Raw genomic sequence first — 13,927 nt, 5'->3', positions numbered from 1 at the left:
GGGTTATAGGTTGAGCCGGACCGCATCGTAGCACGGCGGTCCACAATGTGGACCAGGCGCTGCGCGACACCGTCCGGCAGGACGTCGAGAAGGGACCCACCGATGACCACCACCACGCCCGTGCCGTTGCTGACCTCGCTCACCGAGTCCGGAGCAGGTGACGACCGCAGCGCCGTCCGCGTCGGAGACGTCTCGCTCACCCGCTCCGAACTGATCGCGGCCGCCGCCGCGGTGGCCGACGAGGTCGCCGGTTCCTCGCGGGTCGCCATCGACGCCACCGCGAGCATCGAGACGGTGATCGCCACGACCGGATGCCTCATGGCCGGTGTGGCCGCGGTGCCCGTGCCGCCGGATTCCGGCCCGGCCGAACGCGCTCACATCCTGAAGGACTCGGGTGCACAGGTGTGGCTCGGCGCCGCGCCCGAGGACGTCACCCTGCCCGCGGTCCCCGTCGACGCGAGCGCACGTTCGTCGTCCTCACACGCCGAGGCCGATCCGGGCAGTGCCGCGATGATCATGTACACCTCGGGGACCACCGGCGCCCCCAAGGGAGTCGTGCTCTCGCGGTCCGCCGTGGCGGCCGGTCTCGACGGCCTCGCCGAGGCGTGGAACTGGACGTCCGACGACACTCTCGTCCACGGACTTCCGCTGTTCCACGTCCACGGGCTCATCCTCGGCGTCGTCGGTGCGCTCCGGCAGGGCTCGCCGCTCGTGCACACCGTGCGCCCGAAGCCCGAAGCCTATGCGGCAGCGGGTGGTTCGCTCTGCTTCGGTGTTCCCACTGTGTGGTCGCGGGTCGTCGCCGACGAATCCTCCGCGCGCGCACTGTCGTCCGCGCGCCTCCTCGTGTCGGGCAGTGCACCCCTGCCCGTGCCGGTCTTCGAGCGCATGCTCGCCCTCACCGGTGCCGCACCGATCGAGCGGTACGGGATGAGCGAAACGATCATCACGATCAGCACCCGCCACGACGGTGAGCGCCGGCCCGGCTGGGTGGGACTGCCGATCACCGGGGTCTCCACCCGCCTGCGCGACCAGGCCGGCAACCTCGTGGCACACGACGGCGAAACCCTCGGCCAGCTCGAGGTTTCCGGCGCCACCCTGTTCGACGGCTACCTGAACAATCCCGAGAAGACCGCCGAGTCGATGACCGAGGACGGCTGGTTCAAGACCGGCGACATCGCCGTGATCGACGACCAGGGCTTCCACCGCATCGTGGGCCGCGAATCGGTCGACATGATCAAGTCCGGCGGCTACCGGATCGGTGCCGGCGAGGTCGAGCACGCGCTGCTGAACCACCCCGGTGTGCAGGAGGCGGCGGTGGTGGGTGTGCCGGACGACGATCTCGGACAGCGGATCGTCGCCTACGTCGTCGGGGATCTCCGTGATCCGAGCGAACTCTCGGACTTCGTCGCGCAGACCCTCTCGGTCCACAAGCGTCCCCGCGAGATCCGTACCGTCGACGCACTTCCGCGCAACGCCATGGGCAAGGTGCAGAAGAAGATCCTCGTCGAGGATTACCTCGCCGGGAAGTGACCCGGTCTACCCGATCCCGACTTCGTCGCCGACGGTGATGTCGCCGGGAGTCGGGACGGTCGCGTAGATGCCGATGCACGGCATCGGCTTGCCCTCCGGCACAGTGGGCACCTGATGCGCGGTCATCACGTCACGCAGCATGTCGCGCCGCGCGGGAACCTCCTGATGGGGGAGCGTCACCATGACGCACCGCGCGGTGCGCTTGTGCGGTTCGAGAACTGCCGAGCCCACCGACACCCGTCGGCCGATCCATTCGTCCTCCACGAAACCGGTCGTGTCCGGAGTGTCGACGACCAGCTGCGGCCGGAACCGCCGCAACGCCACATCGGTGGGGTCGCCGGTGCCGAGCGCCTCGACCGCGGAGCGGGAGACGAGATGCAACGGCGCCTCGTCGTAGGTTCGGTCGCGCGGTTCGAGCCGCACGTCGTGACCGACCAGCTTCGACAGCAGGTCGTCGACCTCGGGATCGTCGCCGCGCACCACCGTGCCGTCGGCCAGCGTCAGTTCCAGTGCCGCCGGGTCGCGGGGCTCGTCGTCGCTCAGAAGTCGCGCGGAGCAGGTCAACAGCAGTCCGTATCGGCGGAACCGCTTCGCACTCGCGATGTTTCCGGTTTCGGCGTCGACCAGCGCCCACAGGTGATCGCCGCGCACACCGTCCGCTTCGATCGCTGCGGCGTCGATCCGTTCTCCTCCGAACGATTTCACCGGATAACGCCACACCTGATCGATACGCACGACTCGTGAGCATACGGGGAACTGGGGAAAATGTTACGTGCTATTCCAACTCGCGGACGAAAACACCCGAGTCTCCGCCATGTTCTTCAACGGCGCATTGCAGATGACCTCACCACTGTTGGAGCCGATGAGCGAATCCACCGCACCACTGCTCGCGATCTACCCCAATCGCAGAAACATGAGGTGGACACGTGGATGCTGCGCCGTGCCGCGGTCGATGCACGCCGCCGACTCCCGAAGCTGGATGACCCGAATCCCTCGACCTTGCTGGCTCAACGGAAGCTGCCGTCGCAGCTGACCGCGCTACGCGCTGTCCATGTCCCCGCATCCAAACAGCACGCAGAAAAGGGACGGGACCGACAGGCCTATGAAGAACTCCTGCGGTCGCAGCTTGCCCTCGGAGTGCTTCGAAACGCACAAGCCGCAGAAGTCGGCATCGCCCACAAGCCCACCGGGCGACTGCTCGATGCATGGTTGGCCGGCCTGCCGTACACCCACAGGTGCACAGCTGCGGGTGATAGCCGATATCCACACCGACATGACCGCCTCCGGCCGACGAATCGGCTGCTGCAGGGAGACGTCGGCGCCGGAAAGGCCCCCGTCCTGGCAGCCACTGCGTTTGCGTTACTGGTAATCGAAGGCGGCTTTCAGGCGGTCCTCATGGCCCCGACCGATATTCTCGCTCGGCGCAACACTTCGAAGAGATCGCCGAAGCATTACGGCCTCTCGGCGTGACCGTCGACCTGCTGGTGTCCCGGACCTGCCTCTCCCCCGATCGACGCCGGTCGAGTTCGAAACCATCATGACCACACCAGTCGCACAGGCTGCGTGACCGAAACTGTCGCCGAATCGTGCAGCAGTCCCCAACGTCCCACACGCATGTTGCGGTCTGGCTGTGGCTCCTTCGACTGGGCTGCGGTGACGAATATTCAACTCCGTTTCTGGAGTGGTCGAGTCCTGGCAGGCCGCTCACCCCTCGAAGCTGCTCGCCCTGTGCCCCGGAGTTCTTCGATTCCGGGGCACGGCGACTCGAGGAGCGAACGCTGTGCATCACTTTGGGCTGATCGACCGTCTGCTCGAGTCGGCGAGGGGGATCATTGCGGAGGCGATCACCCTGGTCGACAGCCCTATCGAGGTAGGAATCGATCTTCGCTGGCCGACTACGAGAAGGTGTTGGCGACGCCGTCCCCGGTCCGCACCGCTCCGACGACCGGACCAGCTACATCTGCAGCGAGACGAGTCGGGTGTTAGGGTCTGTGACGTCCCCACGGGAGCCCTATTGCAGGGGCTGAGATCGGGCTGAGGCAGCCTGCGACCGTCGAACCTGCCCGGGTAATGCCGGCGAAGGAAGTAGGAACGATTCCGATGAGTGCATCCAATTCGCATGCCCTGAGCTATGTCCACGACGAGGAACACGACCTGCGTGTACCTGTCACAGAGATCCGCTTGAACGACTCTCCCGGCGGGGTGCCGAACCCGCCGCTGCAGGTCTACCGCACTGCAGGTCCCGGTAGCGATCCGCTGGTCGGGCTCCCGCCGACGCGCGCCGACTGGATTGCTGCTCGCGGCGACGTCGAGCACTACCCGGGGCGAGAACGGGATCTGCTCGACGATGGCCGCTCGGCTGTGCGGCGTGGAGAGGCGTCCCAGGAGTGGAAGGGGCCCCGACCTGTCCCGGTGCGAGCGAAGACAGGCCGGACGGTCACGCAGATGCACTATGCCCGGGCGGGGATCATCACCCAGGAAATGCGGTTCGTGGCGCTGCGGGAGAACTGCGACGTGGAACTGGTGCGCTCGGAGGTGGCGGCGGGTCGGGCGATCATCCCCGCCAACGTCAACCACCCCGAGTCCGAGCCGATGATCATCGGCAAGTCCTTCCTGGTGAAGATCAATGCCAACATCGGCAACTCAGCGGTGACCAGCTCCATCGTCGAAGAAGTCGACAAGATGCGCTGGGCCACCCGTTGGGGCGCGGACACTGTGATGGACCTGTCCACCGGCGAAGATATCCACACCACCCGAGAATGGATCATTCGCAACTCCCCGGTGCCGATCGGCACGGTGCCGATCTACCAGGCTCTGGAGAAGGTCGCCGGCCAGGCCGATGCGCTGACGTGGGAGATCTTCCGCGACACCGTGATCGAGCAGTGTGAGCAGGGTGTGGACTACATGACCATCCACGCCGGAGTGCTGCTGCGCTACGTACCGCTCACGGCCGAGCGGCTCACCGGCATCGTCTCCCGAGGTGGGTCGATCATGGCCGGTTGGTGCCTCGCCCATCACGAGGAAAATTTTCTCTACACCCACTTCGACGAACTGTGTGAGATCTTCGCCCGCTACGACGTGGCATTCTCCCTCGGGGACGGGCTGCGACCGGGGTCGATCGCCGACGCCAACGACGCCGCGCAGTACGCCGAACTGGACACCCTTGCAGAACTGACCACCCGTGCCTGGGCTCACGACGTTCAGGTGATGGTCGAAGGCCCTGGCCACATCCCGATCCATCGGGTGCGGGAAAATGTGGAGCGTCAGCAGAAGTTATGTCATGGAGCGCCTTTCTACACCCTGGGGCCGCTGGTGACCGACATTGCTCCGGGCTACGACCACATCACCTCCGCGATCGGGGCCACCGAGATCGCCCGCCATGGCACCGCGATGCTGTGTTATGTCACCCCGAAGGAGCATCTGGGACTGCCGAATCGGGACGACGTGAAGACCGGGGTCATCACGTACAAGATCGCCGCTCATGCCGCCGACATCGCCAAGGGCCATCCCGGTGCCGTCGAGCGCGACGACGCGTTGTCGAAGGCGCGTTTCGAGTTTCGGTGGCGGGATCAGTTCGCTCTGTCGCTGGATCCGGATACGGCCGAGCAGTTCCATGACGAGACGCTTCCGGCCGAACCGGCCAAGACAGCGCACTTCTGCTCGATGTGTGGGCCGAAGTTCTGCTCGATGCGTATCTCCCAAGACATCCGGACCAGGTTCGGTGACGCCGCCGACCAGGCCGCCGTCGCCGGGATGCAACATATGTCCGACCAGTTCAGGGCCGCCGGCAGCACGGTGTACTTGAACGCGCCCACCGTTCCGGCCCTCGAGGATGTGGCGGGGCACGAGTCGATTGGAGCCGAAACGGGCGGTGTGCCCACGTAAGGAGTCGGGTGAGTTCCCAATGTCGCTGGCGGTCACAGTGCGACGGAGGAAACTCGCCAGCGCTGCATGACTGGACAATCGTCGACGCTATTGTCTGTCGGCTCCGGATTCGTGCCATGTTGATGTGCGCTGCCTCGAAGGCGCTCGTCGGAGTCGTACCTCGAACGAGGGGTAGTGAGCATCTGTCCCGGTGACATGGGGGCAATGGTGTCGTGCGGCGAGGACGAACTGTTCGAAGGACCCGTCGAGTTCGAGGTGGATCGTGTCGTTTGCGACTACCACACGGTGTGCGTCGAGACCGAGCAGTCGGGCGACGACGAAGGTTGCACTCAAGGTTGCGACATTCCTGGTGATCCCTAGCGGGAGGAGGGATCCGGTGTCGGTGAGGGCTTCGTGTTCGCCGGCTCTGAGGACGAGTCTGGCGTCGGAGTGCACTCCGTGGGCTGCTACGGACACGGCGATGTTGTCACGGTTGTCGGAGCCCACGGCGGCAAGGCATCGGGCCCGGTCGAGGCGGGCGCGTTCGAGGAGAGGGGCATTCCCCCCCGGAGTGTGGACATCCTGAACACTGGGCCATGAAGGGCCCAGAAGGAGTGATGTCACGATGGTGATGAAGGCGTATTCGGCGGAGTTCAAGGCCGATGCCGTCGCGCTGTACTTGTCCGACCCGAGCCACACCTTCGAGGGCATCGGCAAGGACCTGGGCGTCAGCCGCGAAACCCTGCGCAACTGGGTGCGTGCGGAACGTAAACGCACCGGCACTGCGTCCGCAGCGGACCGGCCCCGGAAGCCGGCACCGGCGGGCGGGGTATCGTCCGAGTCCGTGTTGGAAGAGGAAAACAGGCAGCTCAAAGCGCAGATCCGCAAGCTGGAGACCGAGCGGGAAATTCTGCGGAGGGCCGCGAAATATTTCGCGGGCGAGACCAACTGGTGAGCCGCTTCCAGTTCGTCGACGACCACCGCAACACCGCGCCGGTGAAGTGGCTGTGCCAGATCCTCGAGGTGTCCCGATCCGGTTTCTACCGGTGGCTCGCCGCCGCGCCTGCCCGGGCCGAACGTGCCCGTGCCGACGAGGAGCTCGCGACGCGGATCCGTGGGATTCACGACGAGTTCGACGGCACCTACGGTGCCCCGCGCATCACGGCTGAGTTGCGCGACGCCGGGATCGAGGTGAACCACAAGCGGGTCGAACGGGTGATGCGTGCGAACGGGATCGTCGGGGTGCACCTGCGCAAGACCGTGCGCACCACAGTCCCCGAACCTTCCGCGAGCCCGGTGCCGGACCTGATCCGGCGGGACTTCACCGCGAGCGCACCGAACACCAAGTACGTCGGCGACATCACTTACCTCCCCGTCGGGGACGGTGACTTCCTCTATCTGGCAACAGTATTGGACCTGAACTCCAAACGGTTGGCGGGGTGGTCGATCGCACCGCATATGCGCACCGAGCTGGTCACCGACGCCCTGCGGGCAGCGGCCGCCGCCCGCGGTGCCGCCGGTCTCGACGGCGCGATCTTCCACTCCGGCAACGGTGCCCAATACGTCTCGCAGAACTTCGCGGATGTCTGCCGCGAGCTGGGCGTGACCCGGTCGCGAGGTGCGGTCGGAACGTCGGCGGACAACGCTGCCGCCGAATCATGGAATGCGACGTTGAAGCGGGAGACACTCCAGGGCCGGAAAAGGTGGAACAGCGCAGGTGAGGCCCGCACCGCCGTCTTCCGTTGGATCACGCGTTACAACACGCGAAGGAGGCATTCCGCTCTCGGTCAGATCTGTCCTATCGAGTTCGAGCAGAGATCGACTATGATGGCTTCCGCCGCATAGGTATTGGTGTCCACATCTCGGGGGGAACGCCCTCCGTCAACCGCGGGAATGCCCCGACTGCATCCGGAGTCTCGTCGTCGACGAGCTGACCGTCGCCGAGGCGTGGGGCGTCCTCAGACGAAATTCTGGTCGACATAACACCAACGCCAATCTTCACCGGGTTCCATCGACTGGACGATCGGATGGCCAAGGGCGTGAGCGTGTGCGCTCGGTCAAGCCCCGATAGGTGGTGTAGGACGGTGATCCTTTCTCCTGTCCTGACTATGCAGCAGGAATCGCGGCGGCAGGCTCTGTAACCACCTCCCCGCAGGACTCCGGCTCCGCACCAACGGCACGACAACGAGCCAGCACCTCGAGCCCGAGATACCGCCGACCCTCCGCCCATTCATCGGTCTGCTCAGCCAGAACAGCACCGACCAGCCTGACGACCGCGTCGCGGTTCGGGAAGATCCCCACCGCATCGGTCCGACGCCGGATTTCTCGATTGAGCCGCTCGGCCGGATTGTTCGACCACACCTGAGTCCACACATCCTTCGGAAAAGCACTGAACGACAACAGATCCGGGCGAGCATTACCCAGGTGCTCAGCCACCGCCGGGAGCCGGTCCTCGGTGTACTCGACGAGACGATCGAACTGAGCATCGACCGCATCGGCCGTCGGCTGGTCGTAGACCGAATGCAACATCGCCTTGACCGCCGGCCACATGCTCTTCGGACACGCACTCATCAGGTTCGCCGCGTAGTGGGTCCGGCACCGCTGCCACGCAGCACCGGGCAGGTTCGCCGCGATCGCATCGACCAGACCACGGTGCGCATCGGAGGTGACCAACCGGACCCCGCTCAGACCTCGAGCGACCAGGTCAGCGAAGAAGGTGTTCCATGCCGGCCCGGTCTCGCTGGTGGCCACATGCAAGCCCAGCACTTCGCGGTGCCCATCGGCGTTGACTCCGGTGGCGACCATCGCGACTGCGTTCACGACCTGCTTGTTCTCGCGGACTTTCATCGTCAATGCGTCGGCGGCGACGAACGTGAACGGGCCCGCGTGATCGAGGCGGCGTTGCCGGAACGCGGCGACCTGCTCGTCGAGGTCCTCGGCCATGCGTGAGACCTGGGATTTCGACAGTGCGTTGATGCCGAGGGTTTTGACCAGCTTGTCCATCCGGCGGGTGGAGACCCCGGCCAGGTAGCAGTCGGCGACCACGGTGATCAATGCCGCCTCGGCGCGTTTACGGCGTTCGAGGAGCCATTCGGGGAAATACGTTCCGGATCGGAGTTTGGGGACCGCGACGTCGATGGTGCCGACGCGGGTGTCGAGGGGACGGTGCCGGTATCCGTTGCGCTGATTGACTCGTTCGGTGGACTGTCGGCCCCATTCGGCGCCGCAGACCGCGTCGGCCTCGGCGGACAGCAGGGCGTTGATCATGGTTTGCAGCAGTTCGCGCATCAGATCGGGCGACGCGTCGGTCAGGGCTTGGTGCAATACGCCTGCAGGGTCGACAATGTGGGGTGCGGTCATCGTGATGACTCCGTTCGAGGATTCTGTGGAAGGTTGACTCGAAGGATCACGCGGTGACCGTTTCACGTCCAGCAGCGACACGCTGCCGGTTGTGTTGCTGGTCACCGGGTTACACCACTCTATGGGGCACTACTGTGCGCTCGCGTGCTTGCCCGGCGAGGAGTCGCAGCAACCGACGTGTCCGCACGACAGACACAGCCTCAGATGTACCCACGGGGTGCCGAGGCGAAGACATTCCTCGCAACCTTGTGGAGTGCGGGGCGCCACGGCCCGGATCGCGATCACATGTGGGTCCGCGTGGGCAAAAGTCATGAGTTCGCCTCCTTGCCTGCTTTTTCCGAGAGCGCCTGATCGAGCCATGTGCGCAACACCGGTACCGGAGCGGCGCCCGCCTGACGAGCGAGTACCTCACCTCGGTCCATCACCAGCAGCGTCGGAACGGCACGGACGGTGAAACGTTCGGCCGTCTGGGGTGCAGCATCCACGTCAACCTTGACGAGCTTGATCTGACCTGCGCGTTCTGTGGCGAGCTGCTCGAGCGCGGGGCTGACCATTCGGCACGGAGCGCACCACGTCGCCCAGAGGTCAACGAGTACAGGCACCGAGGATTTCTCGGCGACCTCCGCGAAGTCGCCATCCCCTGCCGAGGCGATCCAGGGCAGCGGCTCGTGGCAATTTCCGCAGCGGGGTCTCCCGTTCCCGGCCGCCGGTACCCTGTTGACCTTGCCGCAGTGTGGGCACTTCACCTTGTCGGATCCCATGACGACACCCCTTCTCAGGCCGCGATGGCGGGTTCCGTATATGCGACGGACAGTTCGCCGTCATCGACCGTGACATCGATGGTGCCGCCCGGTTCGATTTCGCCGCGCAACAGCGCACGACCTATCCTGGTTTCGACCTCATGGGCGATATACCTGCGCAGGGGTCGTGCACCGTAGACCGGGTCGAAACCGTGTTCGGCGATGAGCCGGCGTGCTTCCGGTGTGATATTCAAGTGTATCTGTCTCTCTGACAATCTGTTCCGAAGATCGGTGAGTTGTAGCTCGACGATATGTTCGATCTGGGGCAGCGTGAGCGGGGTGAACAACACGATGTCGTCGATCCGGTTGAGGAACTCGGGACGGAAGTGCCCGCGCAGTTCCGCCAGCACCCGCGCCCGGGCGTCCGGCTTGATCTCGCCGTCCGCTGTGACTCCGTCGAGGAGATGCTGGGATCCGATGTTCGAGGTCATGATGATCACCGTGTTCCGGAAATCGACCTGCCTGCCTTGAGAATCGGTGATCCGGCCGTCGTCGAGCACCTGTAGAAGGGTATTGAAGACGTCGGCATGGGCCTTCTCGATCTCGTCGAAGAGCACCACGGAGTACGGCTTGCGACGCACCGCCTCAGTGAGCTGACCCCCCTCGTCATACCCGACGTACCCGGGGGGTGCACCGATGAGTCTGCTCACCGTGTGCCGTTCCTGGTACTCGCTCATATCCAGGCGCACCATGTTGTCTTCGCTGTCGAAGAGGGCACTGGCCAGCGTCTTTGCGAGTTCGGTCTTCCCCACACCTGTCGGGCCCAGGAAGATGAACGAACCGATCGGCCGGCGCGGATCGCGGATACCCGACCTTGCTCTGATTACCGCGTCTGCGACTAGTTGTACCGCCTCGTCCTGACCGATGACTCTCTCGTGCAGGATCTCGTCGAGCTTCAACAGTTTCTCCCGCTCGCCTTCCTGCAGTCGAGCGACCGGGATACCCGTCCATGCGGCCACGATTTCTGCGATCTCGTCTTCGGTGACCACCTCGCGCAGCAACGGATTGCGGCCTTGCCTGGTGGCCAATTGCTCCTCCGCCGCCTTGAGTTTGCGTTCGAGTTCGGTGATCTCGCCGTATCGCAGCTCGGCGGCCCGATTGAGGTCGTAATTGCGTTCGGCCTCCTCGGCTTCGTGTCGCAATCGTTCCAGCTCTCCCCGTAGCTCCTGCACCCGACGGATCGCTTGGCGCTCTGCCTCCCACTGAGCGTGCCGGGCGTCGGTCTCGGCCCGCAGATCGGCCAGTTCCTTACGCAACTCCTCGAGGCGTGTCTTGCTGGCGGCGTCCGTTTCCTTGGACAGGGCGGCCTCTTCGATCTCCAGCCGGGTCACTTTCCGGGTGAGTTCGTCGAGTTCGGCGGGCATCGAGTCGATTTCGGTTCGTAGCCGGGCGCACGCTTCATCTACCAGGTCGATCGCCTTGTCCGGAAGGAAACGGTCGGTGATGTACCGGTGCGAGAGGGTCACGGCGGCCACCAGTGCGCCGTCCTGGATCTTCACGCCGTGAAACACCTCGAGGCGTTCTCGAAGTCCGCGCAGAATCGAGATTGCATCCTCGGCACTGGGCTCGTCGACGAGAACGGTCTGGAATCGACGCTCCAATGCTGCATCGGATTCGATGTGCTTGCGATACTCGTCGAGAGTGGTGGCACCGATCATGTGCAGTTCGCCGCGGGCGAGCATCGGTTTGAGCATGTTGCCGGCGTCGAGAGATCCCTCGCCGCCGACCGATCCTGCGCCGACGACGGTGTGTAACTCGTCGACGAACAACAGGATGCGCCCCTCGGCCGCTTTCACCTCGGACAGCACCGCCTGCAGCCGTTCCTCGAACTCGCCGCGGTACTTCGCGCCGGCCACCAGGGAACCCATGTCGAGCGAGAAGATCGTTTTGTCGCGTAGGCCCTCGGGCACGTCGCCGCGGACGATCCGCTGGGCGAGTCCCTCGACGATCGCGGTCTTGCCGACGCCGGGGTCGCCGATCAGCACCGGATTGTTCTTCGTTTTCCGGCTCAGGATCTGCGTTACCCTGCGGATTTCGGCGTCTCGCCCGATGACCGGATCGAGTTTGCCTGCTCGGCCCTCGGAGACGAGGTCGCGTCCGTACTTCTCGAGCGCCTCGTACGCCCCCTCCGGGGTGGCCGAGGTGACGCGCTGGTTGCCGCGCACTGTGGTCAAGGCGGCGAGGAAGGTCTCTCGTGTGACCCCATGGCTGGTGAGAACCCGTCCGGCCGCACTGGTCGACCCCTCCTCGGAGAGGGCCATCACGAGATGCTCCACCGACACGTAGGAATCCTTGAGTCGCTTTGCCTCTCGTTCGGCGGCGTCGAGCAGTTTGGCCAGGCGCTGGGTGATCATCACCTGACCGGGCGTCGCACCGGGGCCGCTGACCTTCGGCCTACGCATGAGTGCCTGTTCCAGATCGGAGCGTAGGGCGTCGACGTTCGCACCGGCCTGCTCGAGCAGTCGCGGTACGAGCCCTTCCTGCTGATCGACCAACGCGAGCAGCAGGTGCTCTCCGTCGACCTCGGTGTGGCCCATTCTGGTCGCGATGTTCTGGGCCTCCTGCAGGGCTTCTCGTGACCTTTCAGTCAGACTGCCGGTGTCCATGGGGGTGTCTTCCTTCCGTGGGACGCTGCTTCGAGTTTCTCGATTCGATCCAGCAGATCGAGCACGAGCCCGATTGCCGAGTAGTTCAGGCCTAGACCCGTCCGCAACCGTTGGATGCGGGCAGCGTGGGCCACTGCTGACGGTTCGAACAATATTTCGCCGCCGGGGTCGCGGCGTGCGTCGATCAGGCCGAGAGCCACGAGTTTTCTTGCCAGGTCGGGGTGCAGCCCGGTACGTTCGGCGAAGACATCCAGCGACATTCCGGTACGGCGAACCAATATGTACTGGGTGCCCGGGGTCGGGGTGCTCATGGCTGTTTCCTCGGGTCGAAGTTCGATTCGGCGGCCAACTGTTCGAACAGCTCGCGTTCACGTGCTGTCGGTTTCGATGGCACCATCACCTTGATTTCGGCGTAGAGGTTGCCGTTGGAGCCTCGCGGGTTGGGCATGCCTTCTCCGCGCAGGCGCAGCTTCCTACCTGTCGACGAGCCCGGTACGACTTTGACTTTCGCCTCACCGCCGGGAGTGGGAACGGCGACCGTCGCGCCGAGTGCTGCTTCCCAGGGGGAGACGGGAAGGTCGACGTAGATGTCCCGGCCCTGTACGCGGAACCGGGAATGCGGTTTGATCCGGACCACGAGGTACAGATCCCCGGGCGGTGCGCCGCCGTTGCCTCGGCCCCCTTGCCCGGCCAGCCGGATTCTTTGGCCGTCGAGGACACCGACCGGAATGTTGACGTCGTATCGTCGTCCGTCCAGACGGAGAGTGCGTTTGCCGCCCCGGTACGCCTCTTCCAGGGTCAGTTCCAGTTCCGCTTCCTGATCGGCGCCGGGAATCGGGCCGTACGCGCCACCGCCGCCGAACATCTGTCCGAAGAGGTCCTCGAAGTCGACGCCCCCCTCGCCGTCTGTGCCGTGTCCGAAGTGCACCCTCCGGCCCCCACCGCTGTACCTTCCGCCGCCGTACCCGCCGGCGCTTGCCCGGACCCGTTCGTCGTAGTCCTCGGGTACCCGACGGAAGTCGTCCCCGAATCGGTCGTAGCGTTTCCGGGTGTCTGGGTCGGATAACACTTGGTAGGCCTCATTGATCTCTTTGAACTTGTCTTCCGCAGTGGGGTCTTTGTTGATGTCGGGGTGATATTTGCGGGCAAGTCGGCGGTAGGCCTGCTGGATTTCGTCGGTGTCGGCGCTGCGCGGGACCCCGAGCGCTTCGTAATAGTCACGCGCCATGGCGCTCACTCCTCAGGTCGGCTGACGACCACGGTGGCGGGACGCAACTGCTGTCCGTTTTCTCCGTAACCTGGCCGCAAGACCTCGATCACGGTTCCGGAGGGAAGGTCGGGTTGGGTCACCACACTGACTACTTCGTGGAGTTCCGGGGTGAACGGCACACCGACCTCGTCGTGGCGCTCGAAGCCGAGCCGTGACAGTATCTGCACCGCTTGGTCCCGGATTGCCTTCACACCCTCGACGACGGCCTGAGGATCGCTATCCGCATGGGCCAGCGCGAGCTCCAAGTTGTCCAGGACAGGCAGCCACGCCGCCGATACCCTCGCTGTCTCCGCGGCGCGTTCACGGTCGAGATCTTTGGCATACCGCTTGCGCAGGTTGTCCAGATCTGCGAGTGCTCTGCGCCAGCGGTCCTCGAGTCGAGCCAGCTTGGCTTCGGTATCGGTGTGATCAGGCCTCGTCTCGGTCTGGTCCGTGTCAGTACGGTCGGTAGCCTGCTCGGTCGTCGAATGATCAGCAGATCTGTCCATCAGGTG

General features: G+C 64.8%; 11 protein-coding genes, 1 pseudogene and 1 riboswitch. Of the genes and pseudogenes, 4 read left to right on the top strand and 8 right to left on the bottom strand.

What is annotated here, in order from left to right; genetic code table 11:
• The first annotated feature begins 102 nt into the window (after positions 1-102).
• Entirely contained in the window at positions 103-1,533 is a 1,431-nt protein-coding gene (locus tag AC0LPE_RS21595; protein ID WP_490605200.1) for an acyl-CoA synthetase, read from the top strand.
• A gap of 6 nt (positions 1,534-1,539) precedes the next feature.
• Here the strand turns inward: AC0LPE_RS21595 and AC0LPE_RS21590 are convergent, their stop codons facing one another.
• Positions 1,540-2,268: an MOSC domain-containing protein gene (locus tag AC0LPE_RS21590; protein ID WP_473242884.1), complete on the bottom strand. Its 729-nt coding sequence runs from the start codon at positions 2,266-2,268 to the stop codon at positions 1,540-1,542.
• A gap of 195 nt (positions 2,269-2,463) precedes the next feature.
• On the opposite strand from AC0LPE_RS21590, the gene AC0LPE_RS21585 reads away from it, so the two are divergent.
• The 3 genes from AC0LPE_RS21585 to AC0LPE_RS21575 all read left to right on the top strand — a co-directional run bounded on the left by AC0LPE_RS21585 (position 2,464) and on the right by AC0LPE_RS21575 (position 7,242).
• Positions 2,464-3,003, top strand: a complete 540-nt coding sequence (locus AC0LPE_RS21585; RefSeq protein WP_143533417.1) for an ATP-dependent DNA helicase RecG — start codon at positions 2,464-2,466, stop codon at positions 3,001-3,003.
• Positions 3,004-3,525: 522 nt separating this feature from the next.
• Positions 3,526-3,635, top strand: a riboswitch (TPP riboswitch).
• Entirely contained in the window at positions 3,634-5,418 is a 1,785-nt protein-coding gene (thiC, locus tag AC0LPE_RS21580) for a phosphomethylpyrimidine synthase ThiC (RefSeq protein WP_145690714.1), read from the top strand. (Overlaps the previous riboswitch by 2 nt.)
• 604 nt (positions 5,419-6,022) lie before the next feature.
• Positions 6,023-7,242 (top strand): IS3 family transposase gene (locus AC0LPE_RS21575; RefSeq protein WP_490605199.1). Its coding sequence is split into 2 segments (ribosomal slippage): positions 6,023-6,332 and positions 6,332-7,242, totalling 1,221 coding nucleotides; the frame shifts between segments, so codons are not numbered across the junction.
• A gap of 261 nt (positions 7,243-7,503) precedes the next feature.
• Here AC0LPE_RS21575 and AC0LPE_RS21570 read toward each other — a convergent pair.
• The 7 genes and pseudogenes from AC0LPE_RS21570 to AC0LPE_RS21540 form a co-directional block, all read right to left on the bottom strand.
• Positions 7,504-8,757: an IS256 family transposase gene (locus AC0LPE_RS21570; protein WP_430715646.1), complete on the bottom strand. Its 1,254-nt coding sequence runs from the start codon at positions 8,755-8,757 to the stop codon at positions 7,504-7,506.
• Positions 8,758-8,892: 135 nt separating this feature from the next.
• Positions 8,893-9,069 (bottom strand): annotated as a pseudogene (locus AC0LPE_RS21565) (UBP-type zinc finger domain-containing protein); the annotation flags it as partial.
• Positions 9,066-9,518 (bottom strand): thioredoxin, encoded by a 453-nt coding sequence (gene trxA, locus AC0LPE_RS21560; protein WP_029540149.1) that lies wholly within the window; start codon positions 9,516-9,518, stop codon positions 9,066-9,068. The gene trxA and the pseudogene AC0LPE_RS21565, both read right to left, overlap by 4 nt.
• A gap of 14 nt (positions 9,519-9,532) precedes the next feature.
• Positions 9,533-12,163: an ATP-dependent chaperone ClpB gene (gene clpB / locus AC0LPE_RS21555; protein ID WP_006930774.1), complete on the bottom strand. Its 2,631-nt coding sequence runs from the start codon at positions 12,161-12,163 to the stop codon at positions 9,533-9,535.
• Positions 12,145-12,474 (bottom strand): chaperone modulator CbpM, encoded by a 330-nt coding sequence (locus tag AC0LPE_RS21550; RefSeq protein ID WP_006930777.1) that lies wholly within the window; start codon positions 12,472-12,474, stop codon positions 12,145-12,147. The genes clpB and AC0LPE_RS21550 overlap by 19 nt, the downstream gene beginning before the upstream one ends.
• Positions 12,471-13,391, bottom strand: coding sequence for a DnaJ C-terminal domain-containing protein (locus tag AC0LPE_RS21545; protein WP_006930779.1), 921 nt, complete (start codon positions 13,389-13,391; stop codon positions 12,471-12,473). The genes AC0LPE_RS21550 and AC0LPE_RS21545 overlap by 4 nt, the downstream gene beginning before the upstream one ends.
• A gap of 5 nt (positions 13,392-13,396) precedes the next feature.
• On the bottom strand, positions 13,397-13,921 hold the full coding sequence (locus tag AC0LPE_RS21540) for a nucleotide exchange factor GrpE (RefSeq protein WP_064851695.1): 525 nt from the start codon (positions 13,919-13,921) through the stop codon (positions 13,397-13,399).
• Positions 13,922-13,927: the final 6 nt, after the last annotated feature.

The sequence above is a fragment of the Rhodococcus sp. S3 genome (assembly GCF_058211795.1).
Note: the sequence above shows the minus strand (reverse complement) of the source record. Positions and strands in the feature narration are given on the sequence as shown.

What these genes read in the sequence shown, in the direction of transcription:
- AC0LPE_RS21595 (WP_490605200.1), top strand. Translation starts at nt 103, where the DNA reads ATGACCACCACCACGCCCGTGCCGTTGCTGACCTCGCTCACCGAGTCC.
- AC0LPE_RS21585 (WP_143533417.1), top strand. Translation starts at nt 2,464, where the DNA reads ATGCTGCGCCGTGCCGCGGTCGATGCACGCCGCCGACTCCCGAAGCTG.
- thiC (WP_145690714.1), top strand. Translation starts at nt 3,634, where the DNA reads ATGAGTGCATCCAATTCGCATGCCCTGAGCTATGTCCACGACGAGGAA.
- AC0LPE_RS21570 (WP_430715646.1), bottom strand. Translation starts at nt 8,757, where the DNA reads ATGACCGCACCCCACATTGTCGACCCTGCAGGCGTATTGCACCAAGCC.
- trxA (WP_029540149.1), bottom strand. Translation starts at nt 9,518, where the DNA reads ATGGGATCCGACAAGGTGAAGTGCCCACACTGCGGCAAGGTCAACAGG.
- clpB (WP_006930774.1), bottom strand. Translation starts at nt 12,163, where the DNA reads ATGGACACCGGCAGTCTGACTGAAAGGTCACGAGAAGCCCTGCAGGAG.
- AC0LPE_RS21550 (WP_006930777.1), bottom strand. Translation starts at nt 12,474, where the DNA reads ATGAGCACCCCGACCCCGGGCACCCAGTACATATTGGTTCGCCGTACC.
- AC0LPE_RS21545 (WP_006930779.1), bottom strand. Translation starts at nt 13,391, where the DNA reads ATGGCGCGTGACTATTACGAAGCGCTCGGGGTCCCGCGCAGCGCCGAC.
- AC0LPE_RS21540 (WP_064851695.1), bottom strand. Translation starts at nt 13,921, where the DNA reads ATGGACAGATCTGCTGATCATTCGACGACCGAGCAGGCTACCGACCGT.